This is a genomic window from Halomonas qinghailakensis (genome assembly GCF_025820815.1).
Taxonomy (GTDB): Bacteria; Pseudomonadota; Gammaproteobacteria; order Pseudomonadales; family Halomonadaceae; genus Vreelandella; species Vreelandella qaidamensis.
On the sequence record NZ_CP096973.1, the window covers coordinates 1,261,969 to 1,285,271 of the forward strand.

24 protein-coding genes and 2 rRNA genes are annotated in these 23,303 nt (G+C 51.5%); 14 read left to right on the plus strand and 12 right to left on the minus strand.

Annotated features, from left to right (window positions below; all coding sequences use genetic code 11):
- The first annotated feature begins 72 nt into the window (after nt 1-72).
- Both M0220_RS05870 and M0220_RS05875 read left to right on the plus strand, forming a co-directional pair.
- Nucleotides 73-531 carry a universal stress protein gene (locus M0220_RS05870; RefSeq protein ID WP_030074581.1) on the plus strand — a complete coding sequence of 153 codons (459 nt, stop codon included), beginning with the start codon at nt 73-75 and terminating at the stop codon, nt 529-531.
- A gap of 40 nt (nt 532-571) precedes the next feature.
- The gene (locus M0220_RS05875; protein WP_264018935.1) at nt 572-2,065 is read left to right on the plus strand and encodes an MFS transporter; all 1,494 of its coding nucleotides are present in this window, start codon (nt 572-574) and stop codon (nt 2,063-2,065) included.
- Nucleotides 2,066-2,196: 131 nt separating this feature from the next.
- Here M0220_RS05875 and M0220_RS05880 read toward each other — a convergent pair whose 3' ends face one another.
- Together M0220_RS05880 and M0220_RS05885 are read right to left on the minus strand one after the other, a co-directional pair.
- Nucleotides 2,197-2,517 carry a carboxymuconolactone decarboxylase family protein gene (locus M0220_RS05880; protein WP_264018936.1) on the minus strand — a complete coding sequence of 107 codons (321 nt, stop codon included), beginning with the start codon at nt 2,515-2,517 and terminating at the stop codon, nt 2,197-2,199.
- 48 nt (nt 2,518-2,565) lie between these two features.
- Nucleotides 2,566-4,539, minus strand: a complete 1,974-nt coding sequence (locus tag M0220_RS05885) for a methyl-accepting chemotaxis protein (RefSeq protein WP_030074587.1) — start codon at nt 4,537-4,539, stop codon at nt 2,566-2,568.
- Nucleotides 4,540-4,680: 141 nt separating this feature from the next.
- Between M0220_RS05885 and M0220_RS05890 the strand changes: the two genes are divergently transcribed.
- Both M0220_RS05890 and M0220_RS05895 read left to right on the plus strand, forming a co-directional pair.
- Entirely contained in the window at nt 4,681-5,061 is a 381-nt protein-coding gene (locus tag M0220_RS05890) for a gamma-glutamylcyclotransferase family protein (RefSeq protein WP_030074590.1), read from the plus strand.
- Between the two features lie 201 nt (nt 5,062-5,262).
- The gene (locus M0220_RS05895; RefSeq protein WP_051690207.1) at nt 5,263-6,519 is read left to right on the plus strand and encodes a sensor domain-containing diguanylate cyclase; all 1,257 of its coding nucleotides are present in this window, start codon (nt 5,263-5,265) and stop codon (nt 6,517-6,519) included.
- A 409-nt stretch (nt 6,520-6,928) separates the two neighbouring features.
- Here M0220_RS05895 and M0220_RS05900 read toward each other — a convergent pair whose 3' ends face one another.
- Both M0220_RS05900 and M0220_RS05905 read right to left on the minus strand, forming a co-directional pair.
- Complete coding sequence (locus M0220_RS05900; RefSeq protein ID WP_030074594.1) at nt 6,929-7,387, minus strand: hypothetical protein; 459 nt, start codon at nt 7,385-7,387, stop codon at nt 6,929-6,931.
- An 87-nt stretch (nt 7,388-7,474) separates the two neighbouring features.
- Nucleotides 7,475-8,074 carry a rhodanese-like domain-containing protein gene (locus tag M0220_RS05905; protein WP_232222409.1) on the minus strand — a complete coding sequence of 200 codons (600 nt, stop codon included), beginning with the start codon at nt 8,072-8,074 and terminating at the stop codon, nt 7,475-7,477.
- A gap of 258 nt (nt 8,075-8,332) precedes the next feature.
- Here M0220_RS05905 and M0220_RS05910 point away from each other — a divergent pair, with 258 nt between their 5' ends.
- Nucleotides 8,333-9,277, plus strand: a complete 945-nt coding sequence (locus M0220_RS05910) for a co-chaperone YbbN (RefSeq protein WP_264018937.1) — start codon at nt 8,333-8,335, stop codon at nt 9,275-9,277.
- A 38-nt stretch (nt 9,278-9,315) separates the two neighbouring features.
- On the opposite strand, the gene M0220_RS05915 is transcribed toward M0220_RS05910, so the two are convergent.
- A complete protein-coding gene (locus M0220_RS05915; RefSeq protein ID WP_264018938.1) occupies nt 9,316-10,494 on the minus strand; it encodes a MalY/PatB family protein in 1,179 nt (392 codons plus the stop codon).
- A 39-nt stretch (nt 10,495-10,533) separates the two neighbouring features.
- On the opposite strand from M0220_RS05915, the gene M0220_RS05920 reads away from it, so the two are divergent.
- Entirely contained in the window at nt 10,534-10,965 is a 432-nt protein-coding gene (locus tag M0220_RS05920; protein ID WP_030074604.1) for a hypothetical protein, read from the plus strand.
- Between the two features lie 15 nt (nt 10,966-10,980).
- On the opposite strand, the gene M0220_RS05925 is transcribed toward M0220_RS05920, so the two are convergent.
- Nucleotides 10,981-11,340 (minus strand): hypothetical protein, encoded by a 360-nt coding sequence (locus tag M0220_RS05925; RefSeq protein WP_264018939.1) that lies wholly within the window; start codon nt 11,338-11,340, stop codon nt 10,981-10,983.
- Between the two features lie 143 nt (nt 11,341-11,483).
- Here M0220_RS05925 and M0220_RS05930 point away from each other — a divergent pair, with 143 nt between their 5' ends.
- The 5 genes from M0220_RS05930 (at nt 11,484) to M0220_RS05950 (ending at nt 14,271) form a co-directional block, all read left to right on the plus strand.
- Complete coding sequence (locus M0220_RS05930) at nt 11,484-12,290, plus strand: hypothetical protein (RefSeq protein ID WP_030074608.1); 807 nt, start codon at nt 11,484-11,486, stop codon at nt 12,288-12,290.
- Between the two features lie 76 nt (nt 12,291-12,366).
- Nucleotides 12,367-12,774: an acyl-CoA thioesterase gene (locus M0220_RS05935; RefSeq protein ID WP_030074610.1), complete on the plus strand. Its 408-nt coding sequence runs from the start codon at nt 12,367-12,369 to the stop codon at nt 12,772-12,774.
- 36 nt (nt 12,775-12,810) lie between these two features.
- Nucleotides 12,811-13,113 (plus strand): hypothetical protein, encoded by a 303-nt coding sequence (locus M0220_RS05940; RefSeq protein WP_030074612.1) that lies wholly within the window; start codon nt 12,811-12,813, stop codon nt 13,111-13,113.
- A gap of 12 nt (nt 13,114-13,125) precedes the next feature.
- Nucleotides 13,126-13,647, plus strand: a complete 522-nt coding sequence (locus tag M0220_RS05945; RefSeq protein WP_264018940.1) for a DUF501 domain-containing protein — start codon at nt 13,126-13,128, stop codon at nt 13,645-13,647.
- Nucleotides 13,648-13,719: 72 nt separating this feature from the next.
- Nucleotides 13,720-14,271 (plus strand): LOG family protein, encoded by a 552-nt coding sequence (locus M0220_RS05950; protein ID WP_030074617.1) that lies wholly within the window; start codon nt 13,720-13,722, stop codon nt 14,269-14,271.
- Between the two features lie 53 nt (nt 14,272-14,324).
- Here the strand turns inward: M0220_RS05950 and M0220_RS05955 are convergent, their stop codons facing one another.
- Nucleotides 14,325-14,837 carry a hypothetical protein gene (locus M0220_RS05955; protein ID WP_030074619.1) on the minus strand — a complete coding sequence of 171 codons (513 nt, stop codon included), beginning with the start codon at nt 14,835-14,837 and terminating at the stop codon, nt 14,325-14,327.
- 48 nt (nt 14,838-14,885) lie between these two features.
- A complete protein-coding gene (locus M0220_RS05960) occupies nt 14,886-15,380 on the minus strand; it encodes a tetratricopeptide repeat protein (RefSeq protein ID WP_030074621.1) in 495 nt (164 codons plus the stop codon).
- A gap of 251 nt (nt 15,381-15,631) precedes the next feature.
- On the opposite strand from M0220_RS05960, the gene M0220_RS05965 reads away from it, so the two are divergent.
- Together M0220_RS05965 and yaaA are read left to right on the plus strand one after the other, a co-directional pair.
- A complete protein-coding gene (locus M0220_RS05965) occupies nt 15,632-16,663 on the plus strand; it encodes an NADP(H)-dependent aldo-keto reductase (RefSeq protein WP_030074623.1) in 1,032 nt (343 codons plus the stop codon).
- Between the two features lie 93 nt (nt 16,664-16,756).
- Nucleotides 16,757-17,536 carry a peroxide stress protein YaaA gene (gene yaaA, locus M0220_RS05970; protein WP_264018942.1) on the plus strand — a complete coding sequence of 260 codons (780 nt, stop codon included), beginning with the start codon at nt 16,757-16,759 and terminating at the stop codon, nt 17,534-17,536.
- A gap of 28 nt (nt 17,537-17,564) precedes the next feature.
- On the opposite strand, the gene M0220_RS05975 is transcribed toward yaaA, so the two are convergent.
- Nucleotides 17,565-18,140, minus strand: coding sequence for an isochorismatase family protein (locus M0220_RS05975; protein WP_030074628.1), 576 nt, complete (start codon nt 18,138-18,140; stop codon nt 17,565-17,567).
- A gap of 143 nt (nt 18,141-18,283) precedes the next feature.
- On the opposite strand from M0220_RS05975, the gene M0220_RS05980 reads away from it, so the two are divergent.
- The gene (locus M0220_RS05980) at nt 18,284-19,129 is read left to right on the plus strand and encodes a Tim44 domain-containing protein (RefSeq protein WP_264018943.1); all 846 of its coding nucleotides are present in this window, start codon (nt 18,284-18,286) and stop codon (nt 19,127-19,129) included.
- A gap of 120 nt (nt 19,130-19,249) precedes the next feature.
- Here the strand turns inward: M0220_RS05980 and M0220_RS05985 are convergent, their stop codons facing one another.
- The 3 genes from M0220_RS05985 to M0220_RS05995 all read right to left on the minus strand — a co-directional run bounded on the left by M0220_RS05985 (nt 19,250) and on the right by M0220_RS05995 (nt 22,984).
- The gene (locus M0220_RS05985) at nt 19,250-19,438 is read right to left on the minus strand and encodes a hypothetical protein (protein WP_030074632.1); all 189 of its coding nucleotides are present in this window, start codon (nt 19,436-19,438) and stop codon (nt 19,250-19,252) included.
- A 380-nt stretch (nt 19,439-19,818) separates the two neighbouring features.
- Nucleotides 19,819-19,934, minus strand: a 5S ribosomal RNA gene (gene rrf, locus M0220_RS05990).
- Between the two features lie 157 nt (nt 19,935-20,091).
- Nucleotides 20,092-22,984, minus strand: a 23S ribosomal RNA gene (locus M0220_RS05995).
- Nucleotides 22,985-23,303: the final 319 nt, after the last annotated feature.

Consider the following 23,303-nt stretch of genomic DNA (forward strand, 5'->3'; position numbering starts at 1 on the left):
CAGAACCCCTAATCTTTACGCCCGGCGCTAAGCGCCGGGTCTTGATCCCCTACCCCACTGCGGGAGGACACCATGAAAATCATGATCGCCTACGACGGTTCGCGAAACGCTAAGCTGGCGCTTGCTCAAGTCGTCAATATGTTCCGCTGTAACCAACCCCTGCTGGTACTCGTCGGTGTCGTTGAAAACCCTCTCGACGCTACCGACAACAACGAAACGCTCTTTCAACAAGAGCGTGACGAGCTTAAACAGCACCTTCAAGAAGGCGTGACATTCGCTACCGGCGAGGGTTTCGAAGCAGAGCTGCTGCTAGCCGAGGGAGATGCCCGCAAGATGCTGCTGCAAGCAACTCAGAAACTCTCGCCAGACCTGCTGGTGATTGCCCGTCATAGCCATCAACCAGACGGTGGCATCATCGCCAAGTCGTTGACGTATTTTGTCGATGAACTCGACTACATGACGTTCGGCAGTGTCAGCTCTTTCCTGGCTCGACGCGCCGAATGTCCTTTATTGATCCTGCCCAGTCCTTGAGCAGCCCTAAACCACCCTTGGGACACAGGATGAGACGCCCATGAAAGTTTCCTCTGTATTCAAGTTTCGCAGCCCTGAAATCCGGGCTTTGCACCTGACCTGGATCGCCTTTTTTATTACCTTTTACGTGTGGTTCAACATGGCGCCGCTGGCGTCGAGTATGCTCAAGAGCGTCGACTGGCTGACCCCGGACGACCTCAAGCTATTCGCCATTTGCAACGTCGCGTTGACCATCCCTGCGCGTATTATTGTTGGCATGGCATTGGACCGCTTCGGTCCGCGTCGCGTGTTTTCAGTGCTAATGGTGACAATGTCGATACCGGCACTGGCATTCGCCTTCGGGGATAGCATGACCCAGCTACTGGTCGCCCGCTTAGTGCTGAGTTCGATCGGTGCCAGCTTCGTGGTAGGTATCCATATGACCGCGCTGTGGTTCAAGCCCAAGGACATCGGCTTTGCCGAGGGCTTTTACGCTGGCTGGGGCAATTTTGGTTCCGCAGTAGCGGCCATGTCGCTCCCGACCATTGCTCTAAGCATGTACGGCGGGCCCGACGGCTGGCGTTGGGCAATTGCTCAAAGTGCCATCGTGATGGCGGCTTACGGCGTCTATTACTGGTTCGCGATCACTGATGGTCCTGATGCCAGCTCCCATCGCAAACCACGTAAAACGGCAGCCATGGAAGTGAGCTCTTGGGCCGATATGATCAAGCTGATCATCTGGACCATTCCACTCGTTGGCGTACTCGCCATTTTGGTGTGGCGTATCCAGTACATGGGCTACTTATCGGTCACTGGCGCCACCATCGCCTACCTCGTTATCGTCGTGATTGTGATCTACCAAATTGTACAAATTCTGCGGGTTAACCTGCCAATTTTGCGCAAGGGAGTACCTGAAGATGATAAGTACTCCTTCAATAGTGTGGCTGCGCTTAACAGCACTTACTTTGCAAACTTCGGCGCGGAGCTGGCAGTCGTATCCATGCTGCCTATGTTCTTTGAGGAGACTTGGGGACTCAATGCCGCCACGGCTGGCCTGATCGCAGCATCGTTTGCGTTCGTCAATCTTGTGGCTAGGCCCATGGGCGGTATGGTGTCTGACCGCATGGGTAACCGGCGTTTTGTGATGCTGTGCTACATGTTCGGCATTAGCGTAGGTTTCTTAATGATGGCATTGCTCAATTCAAGCTGGCCGTTGATTCTGGCCATTGCAGTGACCATCGGCACGTCGATTTTCGTGCAGGGAGCTGAAGGAGCGACGTTCGGTATTATTCCCTCCATCAAACGCCGCATCACAGGGCAAATTTCAGGCATGGCAGGTGCCTACGGCAACGTGGGTGCTGTGGTGTACCTGACTATCTTTACATTTGTCACCCCCTCGCAGTTCTTCTACATCATCGCTGCTGGCGCGTTCATTAGCTGGGTGATTTGCCTAGTGTGGCTCAAGGAACCTGAAGGGGCCTTCGACGACGAGTACTATGTTTCTTCTGTCGACAGAGATATCGAAACGCAATCTCTCAAGAACAGTAAGACCTAAAGAACAGTAAGATCTATAGAACAGGAAAATCTCAACGTTCATCAATCCTGTCACAAACGCACACAACCCGGGCCTAGGCCCGGGTTGTGTGTTTATGTACATACGCACATGGCGAGTATTGCGGGGAACCGCTACTGAGGATCGGTAATGTCCTCAATCCAGGTCAAGGCTGCCACAGCGGCCGGAAACCCAGCCGTAGGAATCGCCAACATGGCAACTTGTTTAAGCTCTTCAGAGCTTAAACCCTCCTCCAGGGCACGGCGAACATGGGAGTGGACCGCCCCTTCGGAACGGGCACCTATCGCCAGCGATAGCTTAATCAAGCGGCGGCTGCGCGCATCTAGCGGGCCAACTTCAGCACAGGCCTTACCTAGCGCTGCATAAGCCTCCCAAATGTCAGGATACTGCTCCGCTACATCGCCCGCTGCCGAGGGTAAATCATTTTTTTTCATAGCAAATTACCTTAAAAAACAATAAATGAACCCAGAGTATAGGAGATACTAAAAAGCCTGCTGGGTACGATAGTCAGCCTTGAGAAGCGGGGTGCTTTCCGAAGGGGCTGACCCGACGTGGTACTTACTGATTCTCCCGGACATTTCTTCTGCTTGTTCATCTAGCGAGCGGCTAGCAGCGGCGACTTCTTCCACAAGCGCTGCGTTTTGCTGGGTAACCTCTTCTAACTGACCCATGGCACTATTAATTTGCTCAACACCGGCGGACTGTTCATTCGTAGCGGAAGCCATCTCTTCCATCAGCCGTGCAACCTTTTGAACACGCTCAGAAATGGTCGTCAAGGTACTGCTAGTAGACGTTACTAAGCTTTCGCCCTCGTTAATTTTAGCGATGTTGTTATCAATTAAGTGGCGTATTTGGTTCGCTTCTTCTGCACTACGGCTGGCTAGCTTGCGCACTTCACTGGCAACAACCGCAAACCCACGGCCATGCTCACCGGCACGGGCAGCTTCCACAGACGCGTTCAGCGCCAACAAATTAGTTTGAAAGGCAATATTGTCAATCGCCGCGATGATCGTGGTTACTTGGTCACTGGATTCATGGATATGCCGCATGGCTTCCTGGGCTCTTTGCGCAATGGAAGAGGCGTCTTCAGCTTCTGATGCAACCTCCTTCGTCATGCGTTGCGCTTCATGGGCATTCTCAGCGGTTTGACGAACGGTGGCGGTAATTTCTTCAAGGCTAGAAGCCGTTTGCACCAACGAGGCCGATTGCTCTTCCGTGCGCTGAGCTAAATCTTGGTTACCTTGGGCGATTTCACCACTGGCCAGCTCCACCGACTGCGCGTTGCGCTTAATTTCTCCAATGAGCGCTTCCGTATCTCCCGAAGCATCATTAAAGGCTCGGTAAAGTCGAGAAAGCTCGTCTGAACCCGGCACCGCTAGCCGCTGCGTTAAATCATTGCCGCGCGAAGAGATATTAGCCAGGGCGGCAGTTAAAGGGCGAGTCAGGGTACGCACTATTAATATCGCCATCACAACAGCCAGTATGGTGGCTAAGAGCGAGATGATAATATAACGCCACAGGGCATTTTGAGCGGCACGTTGCATGTCCGCTGTAGTTGTAATTATTCCCTCGGCTACGCTGTTCTCAAGCGCTTTCAGGCGACCTATTTTAACAGTTTGCCACTCAAACCATTCGTTAGGATCAACGTTATAACCGCCCACGTTGTACTGCTGAATAGCCAGCTCACGTCGTTCAATCAAGCGCTCAATCTCCGGGCCGCTCAAGGCATCATCAAGCTGCTTTTGAGTTTCTGCTGCAGCAAATGCGCGAAACCCAGTTAGAAAGGCAACCTCTTCACCCAATAAGGAGAGATAACGGTTCAGCATTTCAAAGCTCATACCATCCGCGCTAAACGCTGCCGATAGCATGGCACGTTCAATGCCCGCTAAATCTTTCGCTTGAAGAAGGTTAAAATACGCAGCAAGTTGACGACTGATCTCCCCCTCACTGGTTTGCTGAGCAAGTGATCCCACTAAGCTCATCAGCTGGTGGTTAATACCCGTGTAATGATTAAGTGCTAATGTCATCCCTACGGATAACTGATCGACCTCACGGCGTAATTCAGCCGTTCGCTGCCACTGTTGAATAAGTTGATCAAGCTGGCCACTGGCGGCTGTACTTAACGTTTTGCCGTCTAGTTCCTCACGCTGTTGAATAAACGCCTCAGCAGCCACATCGGTTGCGGCACGTTGCTGGCTCAAGCGCTCCCCAAACGCCTCACCTTCGCTTGCTAAATAGCCGGATGACATACCCCGTTCACGCTGCATTTCATGTATCCAATCACCGGCATGTTGTGCCAACGCTGTCATCGTTTGCAGCCGTTGCAGTTCCTTTACCGCCGCTTGCCGGTCAAGCACCCCGTTTACTGTAAACCACGCCAAGGCAAGCAGTGGTAACGTCAGTACTAGGGCAAATTTCACGTACATGGGCAAACGATTAATCAATTTTTTCATCATTTAATTTCCATAAAGCAGGCGGCACCACATAATTTATTCTTAGCATCTTATCCTCTACGCCAGCATGACAAGCAAGGAACTCATGAATGAATAGCAGCTATATCTTTCTTTTCAGGTCGCGTTACATTGAAGAGCACTCTTATGGATAACTTAAAGCGCGACATAGCCCGGTGCCCCCGCGTCGCGGTATATGGCACCTTGAAACGTGGGCAACGCAACCACCACTGGTTGGGCGGCGCAGCGCTGTTAGGTCATGACTACCTGACCGCTCTGACACTGTATGACCTTGGCCCCTACCCAGGAGCGAAGCAGAAAGCCTCCCAAGGTGCATTAGTAGAAGTCTATGCAATTAACAGCGACCAGTTGGCATTGCTTGACCAGCTAGAAGAGTATTGCCATCACGCCCCGTTAACAGGCACCTATTGCCGTGAGATCTTCCAGACTCGGCATGGCAGCGCTTGGTGCTACCTCTACAACTATGGTGTCAAAGATAAGATGCGTATCGATAATGGAGAGTGGTAAATCACTTTAGGCAATACTGTCGATGATTGTTGCTGAATAGTTTATAAGCAATTTTTTTCACATGATTAATTAAAAGTGCCTACACTGACAAGCGTAATAAATGACACGCTTCGTCAATAATATGCTGATATGACGTCCATTTAAGATTAAACTTTTTTTTATTATTCAAATATTAAAGTCTTTATTATTCAGAATCTAAGTATGAAAAAACCAACAGAAGAAGCTGTACTTTGGTCCGCGCTGTTTGAACAGTCTGGGGATGGCATGGTGGTACTCAGACAAAATGGTAGCGTGTACCGTGTGAACCAGTGTTATGCCGATATGCTCGGTTATACCGTCGAAGCGATGAAAGAACTTTATGTATGGGACTGGGATACACAATTTTCCCAGTGTGAACTACAGCAGATGTTGCTAACTGTCGATAATTCAGGCGAACATTTTAATACGCAGCAACGTCGCAAAGACGGCGCTATTATCGATGTAGAACTCAGCAACAATAGCGTTCTTTATCAGGGAGAAAACCTGATTTTCTGCATTGCTCGTGATATTACAAAACGCAAACTAACGGAAGAACGATTGCGGCATAAAGAAGAGCTGCTTCAAAGCATCGCCTCTCAGGTTCCTGGCGCACTTTATCAATACCGCATGACCCCAGAGGGTACACGCAGCTTCCCTTACTTTAGTGAAGGGGCTGTCGAGCTGGGAGGCCTTTCATTAGAGGAGCTTTATCGTTCAGGAGCAGCCCCCATTATGTCGCGCATACTTCCCGAAGATGCCGCGATGGTAGAAGCCAATATTCAAAAAACCGCCAAGCAGTTAGCGCACGCTCAGTCAGAGTTCCGCATTCTCCACGGAGATGGCTCTATTCGCTGGATAGAGAGCCGCTCGGCAGCCAAAAAGGAAGTCGATGGCTCCATTTTATGGACAGGGATACTGTTAGATATCACTCAGCGCAAGCTAGCTGAAGAGCGTGTCCGTACGATGGCGATTACTGACGGCCTTACCGGCATTACCAACCGGCAAGAGATCAGCCGTTTATTAGCGTATGAGGTAGAACGCACAGCCCGCTACGACACGCCGTTTTCACTGATTATGTACGATCTCGACCATTTCAAGCAGGTCAATGATCAATTTGGTCATAACGCGGGTGATGAGGTTTTGAAAACGGTTACAAAGCTAGTCAATGACACTATTCGCGGCATTGATCTTCATGGTCGGTGGGGAGGAGAAGAGTTCATGATAATACTGCCGCAAACCCAATTGGAGGCCGCTAAAAATATTGCTGAAAAGCTAAGGCAGGCAGTCGCTGCCTACCATTTTGAAAAAATTGGAACTGTCACCGCCAGTTTTGGTGTCGCAGAACGAGCCCCCCAAGAAAATTCCCAATTAATCGCCCAGCGAGTTGATGAAGCCCTCTATCGAGCGAAAATGCGTGGTAGAAATCGAGTTGAAACATGAAACAGAGAAAACGGTAATTTGAGGAAGACGTAAATAACATTGACGTATGGCTAACAGACATACGTCTGTTATACATATCTTATTAGCAAGCTTAACAAACGATCCAGAACTATTAACACGCTATTTAAAACGCACTACTTATATTAGCTTTTACTCTTCTTATGCTAATAACGCTATCCATGCCAGCATAGGGCAAGCCATTTGCCGTGAATGTCATAGATGGTGACAATTTTACTGTGTTAAGTCTTATTGTATTGCAAAAGGAGACCAAGCCGTCAGTACGGTGGTTTCGGGGAGTTGCATTGACATCGAAGGGTCGGGCGGCATGCTTATAGCTGCCACACTAATAAAAAAGCCGCCGTTATCTTTCGATAACAGCGGCTTTTATTGCGAGCGATAGCGCTAATAGTTAGAAACTGTAAACCGGAATAGCAGGGTCGCGCATCATTTCAGCTATCGGGCCAGGAGCAGCCACACCAACACCTTCTAACAGGTCTTCTTCGCTGTGATCGGTGTTAGGCAGGTAAATGGCGCAGACATCCACACCAACACCCTCGCCCATCAGCATTTTCAGCATACCTTCTGGCTTAACTTGCCCTGCTGGGTTGCTCGGCGGGGTATTTACTGCTTCTTCGCTTTCATAGCCATCTACGGCCAGGTCACCAGCAGCATCACACAATAAAATGTGGAGATCTGTGCCCTGCTGTCGCATAGCATTGCCTAAAATCATCGCCATCGTTTGGGTTTGCAGTGCATCACTGGTGAGAATCATTAGAGCTTTTTCGCCCTCATCACCATGGTTATCTGCAACAGCAACCAGGGGTAGCGCTAACGCGAATGCACCTGACATGAGTAATGTTTTACGCATCGTTATCTCCTTGAAGGTAGATTGCTCGTTGTTTGTCTTTCGTTATAGGGTGTGATCTTGACTAAAGTGCCTGTCTTTACCCGCTTTTCATTCGTGCCATGCCACATCTGGGTCAATTTCATAGCTCCAGGGCAGCCCCGAATTACGCCAACCATCACGTGCTCTCACGCCTTTTGAATCGCCTTCAGCCAGCGTGCCACCCTCAAAGCCATCGCTGACGGAGTACACGTCTGAAAACCCCATTTCTGCAATGAGATCAGCGGCTGGTGCACTGCGTGTTGCTCCTGAACGGCACATCACAATGATGGGGGTATCGTCGTTTGCTTGATGCGCTTCAAGTGCAGCTTTAATTTGTTCAGCAAAATCAGGGTTGCGCACCATAGGCCATGTCTTTTTATCTGCGTCGAATTCAGAGCGGTCTGCTAGCACCCAAGGCACATGAATATCAGTAGGAGCGGCAAACCCTGTGAATTTGATTTCGACAGGATCACGCACATCAATTAACAGTGCATTCTCGTCTTGCTGTAATAAGTCATAAGCTTCTTTGGCTGTTACATACAAACCAAGCTGTGTTTCTCGATAGGCTTCTGCTTCTTCCCCTTGAGCGATAGTGGCCATACTCATGGCTAAGCCTGCTAGCGTGACCAGAGCTGCCCCACGAAAGGAAAACCCAGACCTATAATTCATACTATTTTTCATAACAAAAACCTCTAAGCAAATAACCTCATGCGATTAGAGTAGCTGAAAAGATATAAAAACACCTGCGACGTTTTGCCACTAGCCAAAAGGGGTAGCCAAGTTGGCGAGCATTTACGTTTCATCATGATGCTTCTGTACCAATGATCATCGACCTGCCTTACTTTATTTGCCTTCGTTTCCTTGAATCCTTCTTCTATTGCCTGCATATCATGTAGTAATCCTTTTCAAGCGATGCAGAGCTTAGCCATGTCCATTATTGACCCCCGTACCGGCAATCCGTTAACTACGGAACCCGCTAATACCGGCAACGAAGAAGCGGGCACAGCTCGCCCTTCCGTGACACCCGAAGAAGTGATTATTGAGCTTAACGCTGGCAATATTCAGCAAGTGCTTGAAGCATCAATGCAAGTGCCCGTGCTACTGGGCTGTTATTCGCCTTCAAACGCCAGTGGCAATGCCCTGCTATTGGTGTTGGAAAAGTTAGCCGTTGAGTACGCGGGTGCCTTCCTGCTTGGCAAACTGGATATTGACGTTAATCCGGAAATCGCTAGTCAGTTAGGCGTACGCTCAGCACCCGATGTTAAGCTCGTTAGCCAAGGTGGTTTGGTCGATAGTTTCCAAGGCGTATTACCTGAAAAGGAAGTGCGCGAGTGGTTAAACCGTTACTTCCCTGCCCCAGGTGAAGCACCGCCTAGTCCAGAAGATCAAGCCGAAGAGGCATTAGCAGCGGGCGATGCAGCAGGCGCGCGCGAAATCTATCAAACCTTAATTAGCCAGTATCCTGAGCACTACGCCTATCAGATTGGCCTTGCACGTGCACTGGTGGCTGAGAAACGCGGCGATGATGCCCGCAGCGTGCTCGACAATTTACCCCCTGAAGAGCGCGATGCGGCACCCGCCCGCGGCGTACGAGCCAGCATCGAATTTAGCGAGCAGGCACTCTCTGTCGAAGACATCGCCGCGTTAGGTGATCGCAACGACAGTGAGGCGCGGTATCAGCGTGCTCTGCGTCAAGTTGCCGATAGCCATTACGAAGCCGGCCTTGAGGGGCTACTGGGCTTGATGAAGGATGACCGCGCCTATAACGACGACGCGGCCCGTAAAACCTTACTGCAAGTCTTCGACGCTCTGGGTGCCGATCATCCGCTAACCGTTACCTATCGGCGCAAGCTATTTGCTCTGCTGTACTGATGAATTCGTACTGATGAATTCGTACTGATTCGTACTGATCAGACTTTTAACAACGCATCCATGCGCGCCAATGCCGCTTCTAACTGAGAAGCAGTGGTTCCAAAATTAAGCCGCACGAAACCAGGGCAGCCAAACGCCGCCCCATCAGAAAGCGCTACGCCCGCCCGCTCCAATAACGCCTTGGCGGGCGAATCGCCTAGCCCTGCTGCGCGCATATCCAGCCACGCAAGGTAGGTGGATTCCGGCGCGCTCATGGTCACCCCAGGCCATAGCGCTACTCGCGCTTGCAGCGTAGCGCGATGCTCTCGCAGCACTGCTAACAGCGCCTGACGCCATGGCTCACCTTCGCGGTAAGCCGTTTCAGCCGCCACTAGCCCCAACACATTTCCGTCCGGCAAAAAGCCTTTTGTGGCCGCCGCAAAGCGCTTACGCAGCGCAGCATCCGGGATTACCGCACAGGCACTGGTCAGCCCCGCAAGATTGAACGTTTTTGACGGCGCCCACAGCGTAATGATTCGTTTGGCCAGTTCAGGGAACATGACAGCCAAGGGGCGATGAGAAGCTCCCTCGTTTAACAGCAGATCGCAGTGCAACTCATCAGAGACGACCCATAAGTCATGCCGCTCAATGACCGAGGCCAACTTGGTCAGCTCATGATCACTCCATACGCGCCCTGTTGGGTTATGCGGATGACACCACAGCAACAGGCGGGTTTGCGGTGTTATTGCGGCTTCTAACGCGTCAATATCCAACTGCCAAGGCTCGCCAGGGGTGGTCGGCTCAGCTAACATCGCTTGCTGGGCCTGCCGTCCTGTGCGCTCGGCAACGGCCAGGAATGGTGGGTAAATCGGGGCAATCGTGAGGATTCCATCACCAGGTTTGGTTAGCGCCATGGCTGCAAAGTGCAACGCAGGCACAACCCCTGGCAGCCACTGCTGCCATTCGGGTTGAATAGACCATCCATAGTGGCGAGCGCTCCATTGGCAAAGAGTATCTGTTAATGTAGCAGGCACTTCACCATAGCCATAGACACCGTGCTCAACGCGGTCATGTAGCGCATCAATCACCGCCTGCGGTGAGCGAAAGTCCATATCCGCTACCCACAACGGCAGTACATTTGCATCGTAGCGGTGCCACTTTTGCGAGGCATAATGCCCTTTGGAAGCGCGCCCTTTGGGAGAGCGCCTTTCAATGGGCGTGACAAAATCAAACGCCATAACTGATCTCACTTATCTTCTCGGGAGTAACGACTGAGCATGCCGCAAGATGACTTTTATACCAAGATGCGCGCCGGGCTTTCTGCGTTGTTGCGGCAGTGGCGTTCGCTCGGCCAAGCCGACACTGATCAACTAGCGCTTATTTTGGCTGAAACGGCACGGGTCGCAAAGTTAGGTACTCCAGATGCAACGCCAAGCGGTGCCACACTTGAGCAGTGGAGTCTCGACGAGCAAGGCGAAATGCCACTTTGGGCACCACGCACTGCGGTGTTTTTGCTCAACCAAATGCCAGCTCGTCCCACCCCGCAAAGCGACGCCGAAGCCTGTGCTTGGGCCTACTGTTGGCTACGTAATCGGTCATTTGAGACACTTCAAGCTGCGCATGATGCACTGCCAACCCATCTAAAAGCGCCGCTAGAAAATGCCTTGGAAGCTGCCTGGCGTGATCAACAAGGGCTCCGCTTAGTGTAGTTGGCGCTGGGGCAGTTAATGGCGCTTGCGCACCGACGACTTTGGCTTAAAGCCTGCGGGCTTGGTGGCTAGCCAATCGACAAACGCGCGTATGTCATCATCACTCATTAGCGCTTCTAGACTGGCAAAACGATCTGCTAACTCGCGCTCGCTATACAGACGATGTATATGCTTATGACACGGGTGGCAAAGCCACACTATCGCGGTTAGACGCTCTTCACGGCTGTAACGTTTTTGATAACGCGGCTTGTTATGCAGGGTGCGCGGTATTAAGTGGTGTTTGCTCAGTGGCGACGCCCGCTGGCACAGCTCACAGCCGGCAGGCTTGGGAGGTGGGGAAAGCGCGTGTGTGCGTGAATCGATTGATCGCGTCACGGGAGAAACAGCCTCTCATACAGGCAATAGTTAGTCTGTTAATAGTAAACTGGTATTAGTTAAATAGCGGTAGCGCCAAAGCAGGTCGATCAAACAACTGTACAACAATAGTAACGGTTTAATAGCCGCAAGGAAAACACTCCATGATAGAGGTTCCTCTCACTTGGCAGCTGGCGAAACTAGGCCTATCAATTAGCATGGTACTAGGGCTAGGCGCTATTGCAGTGCGCGCCAGCCCACGTATAGCGGGTCTGTTAGCGGGCTATCCGCTTGGAACGGCGTTAGCCCTGTTTTTTATTGGTTTAGAAATTTCCCCTCTTTTTGCGACCCAAAGCGCAGTGCATACACTCGCTGGGTTTACTGCAACAATGGCACTTGGGGCTGGCTATTTGGTGGCAGGCCGACAACCAGGATTTAAAGGCGTTGTGGGCGGTTTATTCGGCGGCTTTATCGCATGGTTCGCGGTCAGCACGGTGCTTGCTCAATTCAGTTTTACGCGTTTAAGTGGCACTCTTGTGACCCTATGTGCCATCGCCGTGTTTAGTGTGTTATTCCGCACTATTCCTGATGTAAAGAGCCCTGCCAGTCGTGCTTTTTCACTATCCGCCTTAGCGGCGCGCGCCTGTTTGGCCACCGTCATTATTTTCGTGATTACACGACTTGCACACTGGCTACCACCCGCTTGGGCAGGGACATTGGCGGCCTTTCCTGTCACGATGCTGCCATTTTTGCTTATCCTGCACCTCAATCATGGGGTGGCTCCCGTAGCAACGGTTATCAAACACTACCCAATAGGGCTGGGTTCGCTGCTGAGTTATACGCTATGTGTTTCCTATACGTACAACACACTAGGGCTTTTGTGGGGCACATTGGCAGGCTTTGCTGCCGCGACCCTATGGTTGCTGGGATGGATGCAATTAACCGCTTGGTATCAGCGTCGTGCTACTTGACCAAGCGCTCGCTAGGGGTAATTCTGGTTAGCCTAAATGGCGAATAAACAAGCTAACAAACAATAAGGATACCCTGATGTTCACCCGTATGATTGAGCCGGCTTTTTACGACACCGATGCCCTAGGCCATATTAACAATACCCGTCTGCCCGCTTGGTTTGAGCTAGCACGTAACGACTTATTCAGGTTGTTTACGCCAGACCTCAACCCCAAACAGTGGCGCTTGATTATGGCCCGGATGGAAGTCGACTATCGCGCTGAACTGTTCTACGGCCACGACATCGAACTACGTACCTACTTGACGCGTTTAGGTACCAGCTCGTTTACGGTGACTCAAGAAGCCCGGCAGCATGGTACGCTTACTAATCTAGGGCATACCGTACTGGTACAATACGACCATCATGAAAAACGCGCGGTCCCTATTGAAGGCGAGTTGCGCGATGCGCTATCCGCCCACTTACACAGCGCGCCAACGCCTGCTTAAGACACCCTCTGCTTGGCGGGGCGCTGGGAGATTTTCATGGCAATCCGTTATAACCTTTGGATCGACCCTGACAATACGGCGCAGCATCGCGCCGTTGAAGCCGACCTTGAGCGCTACTTTATAGATCGCTTTGCTGACTACCCGCATATCCGCTTGTTCGGCGCAGACCCCTACGATTATGATGCCCCGTTCAACCGACTTTATGATGTATTAATGGCGCGAGCTGCAGAATACTGCGAAGAGAAGTGGCGTTATGTTGCCACCCCCGAGCAGTTAAACCGTTGTTTTTTCCGCGCCGTTGGCCGCTCAAATAAGTTTGTCCAAGATGACCGAAAGTGAGACATCACCGCAATGGTAATTCGTACCGACCAGGCGCCCAATGAGCGCCAGCTAGCTATTATCACTCAACAACTTGGACGTGCCCCGCGCGGTATTGAAGCCGTTGCTGCGACCGACACTAAAGGCACTCCGCTAGTGCTGCGCATGGCCCCCATTGTCGATGGCAAACCGTTTCCAACTCTTTACTGGCTATGCTCTGATCTGCTGAAAATCGAAATTTCCCGCATTGAAGCCGTTGGTGTCATTAAGTCACTAGAACAACGCCTTCAGGAGGAGCCCGAATTTCTAGACGCTTACCAGCAAAGCCATCGTGATTACGTTAAAGCACGCTGGGCATATATGAGCGATGCACAGCGGGATGAGGTCACTCAGTTAGATTATACCGACGTGCTGACCGAACGCGGCGTCGGCGGCATTAGCAACTGGCAACAGGTTCGCTGCCTGCATACTCAATATGCTCACCATTTATGCGGCAATAACGTCATCGGACAATGGATGGACGAACACTACGATGTTCAGCGCTGCCTAAGTTAACACTCCTCTCACTAACGGCTTAACATTAACCGCTTACTCATCAGCAGCTGATCAGTAATAAGGATGCTTACTATGGCACGAATTTGTGTATATCTCGGCTCGCGAGAAGGAAATACAACCGCTTTTCGCCAGGCCGCCAATACGCTTGGCACTGCCATTGCAGACCGCGGCCATACCCTTGTTTATGGTGGTGCGCGCATCGGTTTAATGGGTGAGCTTGCTAACGCGACGCTGGAAGCAGGCGGCAAGGTAATTGGTGTAATGCCAGACCACCTTGTCGAGCGCGAGCAGGCACACTTTGGTTTAACGGAACTCATACGCGTGCCAAATATGCACGAACGCAAAGCCACTATGGCGGCCAACGCTGATGCTTTTATTGCCTTACCTGGCGGGATAGGTACGTTTGAGGAACTGTTTGAAATTTGGACCTGGGGCTATTTAGGGCTTCACGACAAACCCATGGGTCTACTTGATACCGATGGTTTTTATGCCCCACTTCTTACCTTTTTGGACAGCACCGTCAGCCACGGCTTCTTAGCTCAAACGACCCGCGATATGTTGATGGATGCATCCACACCTAGCCAACTATTGGCTGCATTAGAAGCCCAACTTAGTTTGGCCTAAAAAGATAGGCACTATAATGTGCTTCTCTGACAGCGGCATTAAAAAGCAGCCGATTAGCGCTTAGCGTCTTCCGTCAGCACAAGCGTACGTTGATAGGTGAGTTGTAACAGACGTGCATCTTCACCAGCGCGATGACGATGGATACCACGCTCAGCGATGACGGCTTCTTTTGTGCTGCTCCATAGCGCTTGCTGCTCTTCGCTGAGCAAAATACGTAATGCCTCTAAACGAAAGCGCGGCAGCATCCCCGCATGATGAAACAGCAGCGACAACCACGTATTGTCATAGCCCCAGCTGTCGCTGTAGGCCTTTCCAAGTTCACGGAGTTCGTCATTTAACCAATGTGCCACTTGACGTACAGGATAGCCCTCTCGCTGTAAACGCTCACGGGAAATGCCGTGCAAAAGCTCAGCTTTAGGATCCCAATGTACCCACTCATCCAGTGGCTGAATAAGAAACGCACAGCAGCTACCGTCGGCACGAGCAATGCCAACTTCAATAGGGTAGCTGCCGCGACCGAATCCGGACGCTTCAATATCTAGCACTGTAGGTAGCGTCTCGGACACTGATTTCCTCATTCACTGATCTCAGCGGCCAGACCACTGACGTCTCTACTAGGCTGCCGCCATTCCCGTTGTTGCCTGACGATCCGCCAAGCGTTGCCAATAGGCCGCCTGCTCGTCGTCTATTGCCAAGCCTAGCTCACCTAACCGATAGGCGCGCGCCAACCGTTCTGCGGCCAGATAATGGCCCGATTGGGCGGCACGGGCATACCATGTCACCGCGTAATCCTCACGCCGTGGGTACTGAACACAGCCGTGCTCGTGAATCTGCGCTGCCTGGTACTGTGATTTTATATCGCCAGCTTGAGCCGCTTCTAACACATAACGCGCGCCACGCGCCTTATCCTGCGGCGACAGGCTGCGATGAAACAGCATATGCCCATAGATCGACTGAGCATCGGGGTGTCCCGCTTCTGCGCAGCGTTTAAGCAAGCGCATCGTCAAACGCTGTGTGCGCGGCGAACGCGGCAATAACCAACGCGTGTGAAACAGCTGCTCGGCTAGGCGAAACTCTAACCGGGTAAACAAAGTTGATGCCTGCGGCATGGCAAACCACCCTGCCTATCTGTTGAGATCTTCGGCTAGCTATCGTTCCCGCTTTTTGACCGCTAACCATACGATTAACCAGCACTAGGCTGGTCGATGGGCTGGCAAGCATACGCCTGCCTTTGCGCCGACTCAACCCTATTGATTTGCTGCTTTTGTAGCGCCTCGCTAACATGCCTCTCACGCGCCATTATTCACGGCGTTCATCAGTGAATATCCTGAGGCAATTTCGCTTCATTGAGGAGACGATAATGCAAACCCGACCACTGGGTAGAACCGGGATTGAAGTCAGCCGGCTCTGTTTAGGCACCATGACCTTCGGCGAACAAAATAGTGAAGCTGAGGCCCATGAGCAGCTTGATCGCGCGGTCGCTTTTGGCATCAATTTTATCGACACCGCTGAAATGTATCCGGTACCACCAAAGGCTGAAACGCAAGGGCTAACAGAGACTTACATTGGCAGCTGGTTGAAAGCACGTAGCGCTAGAGACGATGTCATTATTGCCACCAAAGCCGCAGGCCCTGGGTTAGATCATATTCGTGGCGGCCCTAAAATGAGCCGCGACCATCTGCATCAGGCCGTTAATACCAGCCTTGCACGACTCAACACGGATTATATCGACCTTTATCAGTTGCACTGGCCAGACCGTAAAACCAACTTCTTTGGCAAACTGGGCTATACCCACGCTGAACAAGAAGATGCGACGCCGCTTGAAGAAACGCTGTCAGCGCTGAAGGAACTGGTAGATGCCGGTAAAATACGCGCCATTGGCCTTTCCAATGAAACGCCGTGGGGTGTCATGCGCATGCTGCAGCTATCAGAGCAGTTAGGGTTGCCTCGGGTAGCGTCTATTCAAAACCCCTATAACCTGCTTAACCGTACGTTTGAAGTCGGGCTCGCTGAGATCGCTCACCGTGAAGACGTGGGTTTACTCGCCTACTCGCCGCTAGGCTTTGGCGTGCTGTCAGGCAAGTACCTTGACGGTGCTAAGCCGCCCAAAGGGCGTTTGACGCTTTATGAGCGGTTTCAACGCTATACCTCGCCAGAAGCAGAAGCGGCAACGCAGGCTTACGTTCAACTTGCTAAGAAGCATGACCTAGACCCTGCCCAAATGGCATTGGCCTTTGTCAACTCCCGCCGTTTTCTAACTAGCAACATCATTGGCGCCACTACAATGGATCAGCTTGAAAGCAACCTCGACAGCGAGAGCCTTAAGCTGGATGAAGAAGTGCTCGCCGCTATCGACGACATTCACCGTCGGATGCCTAACCCCTGCCCCTAATCACGTGTTCCGCTATCAAGCCGATAGCCTCGGCCATCGCCGAGGCTTGGTATAATGCTTTTCTATTTTCTGTCACGGCATAAGGAGCACGCCATGCTGAGCGTTATTTCCCCCGCCAAAACGCTGGACTTTGAAACCCCCTCAACCACAGAAAAAGTCACCCAACCTGACTTCCTTGAGCACAGTAAGCCGTTGATTGATATTCTGCGCGGCTACTCTCCTCAACAGCTTAGCGACTTAATGGGCATAAGCGATAAACTGGCAGGCTTAAATGCTGCACGCTTTGCCGACTGGCAGCCACCATTCACGTTGGATAACGCCAAACCAGCGGTTCAGGCGTTTCAAGGGGATGTGTACACAGGACTAAAAGCCAACACCTTTAGTGATGACGATAATCGATTTGCCCAGAAGCACCTGCGCATTCTATCAGGGCTATACGGCTTATTACGCCCACTAGACTTAATCCAAGCCTATAGGCTGGAGATGGGCACCAAACTACCCAACGACGCTGGTAACGACCTTTATGCGCACTGGAAACCAACGTTAACGCACGCGCTTAATAACGCCATTGAGGAAAGTGGCTCAAACGTATTGGTGAATCTGGCGTCCAACGAGTACTTTAAGGCGATCGATACGAAGAAATTAAGCGCACGCGTCATTACACCCGTCTTCAAAGACGAGAAAAACGGCTCCTTCAAAATCATCAGCTTTTACGCCAAAAAGGCGCGCGGCTTGATGAGTGCATGGATTATTCAGCAGCGCATAAACGATCCTGACCAGCTCACTGCCTTTGATGTAGCTGGGTATCGGTTTGATCCAGCGGCCTCTCAAGGCGACACGCTAGTTTTCACTCGGCGAGAAAGCGACCGCTGAACATGGTAAGCGTCGAATATAGCGGCTGTTAGAAGAATGTCACAGGGCGCGCTGATCGCGGCTTGAGAAAGCGTTGATGAACCTCTTTAAATAGTGGCGTATCGCACTGATAAAGCCACTCATAAGCCACCATATCAGCACTGACAGCCACTGCACCATTGGCACAGGCACGCTCTCGGGCAAGGCGTGCCTCCTCCTTACGACGGCTCGCCGTCGCCTCACTTAGCCAAAACACCTGATAGCCCGCTTCTAGTAAACCAAGCGCACTCTGCAGCACGCAGATATGTGCCTCTGTCCCACAAATGACCACCTGCTTCGGTGAGAGTGCTTCTAACGCCTGAGCAAAGGGTGGCTCCTCCATCACACTAAAGTGATGCTTTTGCCATATTTTGTGCTCCCCCAGCTCGTCTAATAGCCTGGCTGATGTACCGCCAAGTTTTTCAGGGTACTGCTCGGTTAGCCAAACAGGGATATGCAACGCATTGGCAATACCCGCCAACCACGACGCCTCTTCTATTGCGGCTGTGCCGCCCTCAATGACAGGTAACAGACCAGCTTGAAAGTCGACGATTAACAGCAGACTTCGATCATGATGTAGGCGCACTTTTTATTCCTATTTTTGTCTTTATATGTGTTATCAGAATAACTTACTTACCTACTTACACGGTAAACTAACCACTTCTTTTTTTCTACGCGCCGCTGGTTGGGCGCATAACCTTGCCTTTGCACCATTAATGGAGAATCAACATGTTACGGCAATTTTTTGTCATGCTACTGGTTAGCGTTATGGGCTTTAGCGCAGCCGTCGAGTACGCTGAAGCGCGTCGCTTGGGCGGCGGTAGTAATATGGGTAGCGTATCACGCTCTGCAGATCAGCCCGCTAGCACTCCTACGCAACAACAAGCGCAGGGCACTCAACAGCAAGGCCAAGCAGCTGCCGCCGCACGACGTGGTGGAATGGGAGGTATGATAGGTGGCCTGTTAGCAGGTGGCTTATTGGCTGCGCTCTTCTTCGGCGGCGCCTTTGACGAGCTACGCCTTATGGATTTGCTGCTAATGGCTGGCATTATTGCTTTGGTGGTCTTTGCTTTACGCGCTTTTATGAGGCAGCGTCGGCCAGCCCCGGCAACAGCAGCAGGCTATCAGCGGGAACAACAAACAGCAGCAGCTCCATCTAACTTCTCAGCTACGCCTGGCAGCCTAGCCAGTGGCCTGCAAAGCACGCCTGCTTGGTTTGATAAAGAACGGTTCCTAGGCGGCGCAAAAGAGCACTTTATGACACTACAGCGTGCCTGGGACAATAATGATCTGAACCAAATCCAAGAATATGTAACGCCAGAGTTATACAACCTGCTACGTCAAGAACGCGCCGAGCAGCCTGCTAATAACCGCACTGAGGTTATTAAGCTGTTTGCAGAACTAGGCGACATTAGCGAATACGACAGTCATGCAGAAGCGACTGTTATTTTCCACGGTATTTTAGAAGAGAACGGCGAACAGACTGAGTTTAATGAAACATGGCATCTCACGCGCACTATGCGTGATCAGGCACCATGGTACCTTCAAGGCATTGAGCAAAATCCTGAAGCCTAATCCCCTAAATCTAGCGCATTGCTTAATTACTTCAAAATGCAAAACAGCCGCTTTTAAATAGCGGCTGTTTTTTTATCAGCAAAGATCGACACACTGCTTTAGGGTAAGCCAATAGCTTGCTTAGTTTTCTGCAGATTCTTCGATATTCTCGCCCATATCTTCGAGGCTTTCGCCTGCATCTTCCATACTCTCATCGATATTTTCACCTGCTTCTTCTGCAGGGCCTTGATTGTCACAAGCAGCCAGACCGCCCATCATTAAGGCCATTAGTAATGCTACTGCAAGCTTCTTCATTAACGGGGTACTCATATCGCTTCTCCTCCTGAGATGGTGCTTCACTATACATGTCACAATATAGTAGGTGCTAGGCGCCAGTCATGCCAGCTCAGCACAGTAACCTCTTGTTATTTAATTTTTTAAAACAGCTGTTTAAAGGAATAAATAAGAAAGAAGCAGGAAATTATTACGCAAAAAAGCCCCCCAAGGCGTGAGTGAACTGCCCTTGTCATTCCCGCAGGCCCTCAGCGGGAATCCATGTTGAGTTGGGGTTTTGGGCTTCAGCAAGCCAAGGTCAAGATGGATTCCCGATAACCTCACTCGGGAACGACGGTGTGGTGACTCGGGAATGACGGTGTGGTAGGCACCAACAAAAAACCCAGCCGGGTGGCTGGGTTTTTTGTTTAATAAGTGCCTGACGATGACCTACTCTCGCATGGGGAGACCCCACACTACCATCGGCGCTAAGCGGTTTCACTGCTGAGTTCGGCATGGGATCAGGTGGTTCACGCTCGCTATGGTCGTCAGGCGTAACAGGTAATGCATATCATGCTGACAGTGTTTTGTGTCGTCTCTTTTGTCTTAAGCCTGTCGTGTGTCACGGTGGGCTTAATCCGCGTATCCGGTTTTCTGAGTGTTGTCACACTCGTTTCGTTATCACTGCGACCAGACCCCTTGGGTGTTATAGGGTCAAGCCTCACGGGCCATTAGTACACGTTAGCTCAACGCCTTGCAGCGCTTCCACACCGTGCCTATCAACCAGCTGGTCTCGCTGGGCCCTTCAGGAGGCTCTAGGCCTCAGGGATGTCTCATCTTGAAGGGGGCTTCCCGCTTAGATGCTTTCAGCGGTTATCCCGTCCGCACATAGCTACCCGGCAATGCCACTGGCGTGACAACCGGAACACCAGAGGTGCGTCCACTCCGGTCCTCTCGTACTAGGAGCAGCCCTTCTCAAACATCCAACGCCCACGGCAGATAGGGACCGAACTGTCTCACGACGTTCTAAACCCAGCTCGCGTACCACTTTAAATGGCGAACAGCCATACCCTTGGGACCGACTTCAGCCCCAGGATGTGATGAGCCGACATCGAGGTGCCAAACACCGCCGTCGATGTGAACTCTTGGGCGGTATCAGCCTGTTATCCCCGGAGTACCTTTTATCCGTTGAGCGATGGCCCTTCCATACAGAACCACCGGATCACTAGAACCTGCTTTCGCACCTGCTCGACGTGTCTGTCTCGCAGTCAAGCACCCTTATGCTCTTGCACTCACTGCACGATGTCCGACCGTGCTGAGGGTACCTTCGTGCTCCTCCGTTACTCTTTGGGAGGAGACCGCCCCAGTCAAACTACCCACCACACACTGTCCTCGATCCGGATAACGGACCTGAGTGAGAACGCCAATGATGCCAGGCTGGTATTTCAAGGTTGGCTCCGCTCGAACTGGCGTCCGAGGTTCAAAGCCTCCCAGCTATCCTACACAGGCAACATCAGCGTCCAGTGTGAAGCTATAGTAAAGGTTCACGGGGTCTTTCCGTCTAGCCGCGGGTACACCGCATCTTCACGGCGATTTCAATTTCACTGAGTCTCGGGTGGAGACAGCGTGGCCATCATTACGCCATTCGTGCAGGTCGGAACTTACCCGACAAGGAATTTCGCTACCTTAGGACCGTTATAGTTACGGCCGCCGTTTACCGGGGCTTCAATCAAGAGCTTCGCCTTACGGCTAACACCATCATTTAACCTTCCGGCACCGGGCAGGCGTCACACCCTATACGTCCGCTTGCGCGTTAGCAGAGTGCTGTGTTTTTACTAAACAGTTGCAGCCACCTGGTATCTTCGACCGGTTCGGGCTTGGAGAGCAAGTCTCGTCACCCTACGCCGGCGTGCCTTCTCCCGAAGTTACGGCACCATTTTGCCTAGTTCCTTCACCCGAGTTCTCTCAAGCGCCTTGGGATTCTCACCCTGACCACCTGTGTCGGTTTGGGGTACGGTCGCACATGATCTGAAGCTTAGAGGCTTTTCCTGGAAGCGTGGCATCAATGACTTCCTGACCGTGGTCAGTTCGTTTCGTGTCTCGGCCTTAGAGCATCCCGGATTTACCTAGGACACCAGCCTACTCACTTTCACCAGGACAACCAACGCCTGGCTCACCTAGCCTTCTCCGTCCCCCCATCGCAATCATGTCCGGTACGGGAATATTGACCCGTTTCCCATCGACTACGCCTTTCGGCCTCGCCTTAGGGGCCGACTCACTCTGCTCCGATTAGCGTCGAACAGAAACCCTTGGTCTTCCGGCGAGGGAGTTTTTCACTCCCTTTATCGTTACTCATGTCAGCATTCGCACTCGTGATACCTCCAGCGAACTTCTCAATTCACCTTCATTGGCTTACACGACGCTCCTCTACCGCTCATCCAGAGGATGAACCCGTAGCTTCGGTACCTGGTTTAGCCCCGTTACATCTTCCGCGCAGGCCGACTCGACTAGTGAGCTATTACGCTTTCTTTAAAGGATGGCTGCTTCTAAGCCAACCTCCTAGCTGTCTGAGCCTTCCCACATCGTTTCCCACTTAACCAGGATTTCGGGACCTTAGCTGACGGTCTGGGTTGTTTCCCTTTTCACGACGGACGTTAGCACCCGCCGTGTGTCTCCCACGCTCGCACTCACCGGTATTCGGAGTTTGCCTCGGGTTGGTAAGTCGGGATGACCCCCTAGCCGAAACAGTGCTCTACCCCCGGCGGTGATACGTGAGGCGCTACCTAAATAGCTTTCGAGGAGAACCAGCTATCTCCGAGCTTGATTAGCCTTTCACTCCGATCCACAAGTCATCCAAATCTTTTTCAACAGATCCTGGTTCGGGCCTCCAGTTGATGTTACTCAACCTTCACCCTGCTCATGGATAGATCGCTCGGTTTCGGGTCTATATCCAGCGACTGTGTCGCCCAGTTAAGACTCGGTTTCCCTACGGCTCCCCTAAACGGTTAACCTCGCCACTGAATATAAGTCGCTGACCCATTATACAAAAGGTACGCAGTCACAGAACAAGTCTGCTCCTACTGCTTGTACGCACACGGTTTCAGGATCTATTTCACTCCCCTCTCCGGGGTTCTTTTCGCCTTTCCCTCACGGTACTGGTTCACTATCGGTCAGCCAGGAGTATTTAGCCTTGGAGGATGGTCCCCCCGTCTTCAGTCAAGGTTTCTCGTGCCCCGACCTACTCGATTTCACATGATCAGATTTTCGACTACGGGGCTATCACCCGCTACGGCCGAGCTTCCCAGCTCGTTCGTCTAATCAGTCACATGCTTAAGGGCTGGTCCCCGTTCGCTCGCCGCTACTAGGGGAATCTCGGTTGATTTCTTTTCCTCAGGGTACTTAGATGTTTCAGTTCCCCTGGTTCGCCTCTTACGCCTATATATTCAGCGTAAGATACTCATCTTATGATGAGTGGGTTTCCCCATTCAGAGATGCCCGGGTCACAGGTTGTTTGCCACCTCGCCGAGCCTTATCGCAGGCTACCACGTCTTTCATCGCCTCTGGCTGCCTAGGCATCCACCGTGTGCGCTTCATTGCTTGACCCTATAACCCGAAGGAGTCTGGGGTTCGCAATGATAACGATTGCCGGATACGCTTGAGACGTATCACAAAACAATTACGTATAAACGTTTTAAAACGTTTATGTCAGCATGATATACATTGTTAAAGAGCGACTGCTATGCGCAGTGATAAGCGGTTGCTTTTTTCACGTTAAAAAAAGAAGGGTCTTTAAAACAAAGCTCTTTAAAAGAACTCTTTAAAAGAACTCTTTAAAAAAAGATCTTTTCTCTTTTTTCAATATGAAGAAAACGCTTATCACTGCGTATCACACAGCATTCTGATCAGGTAATTCATTGTGAGC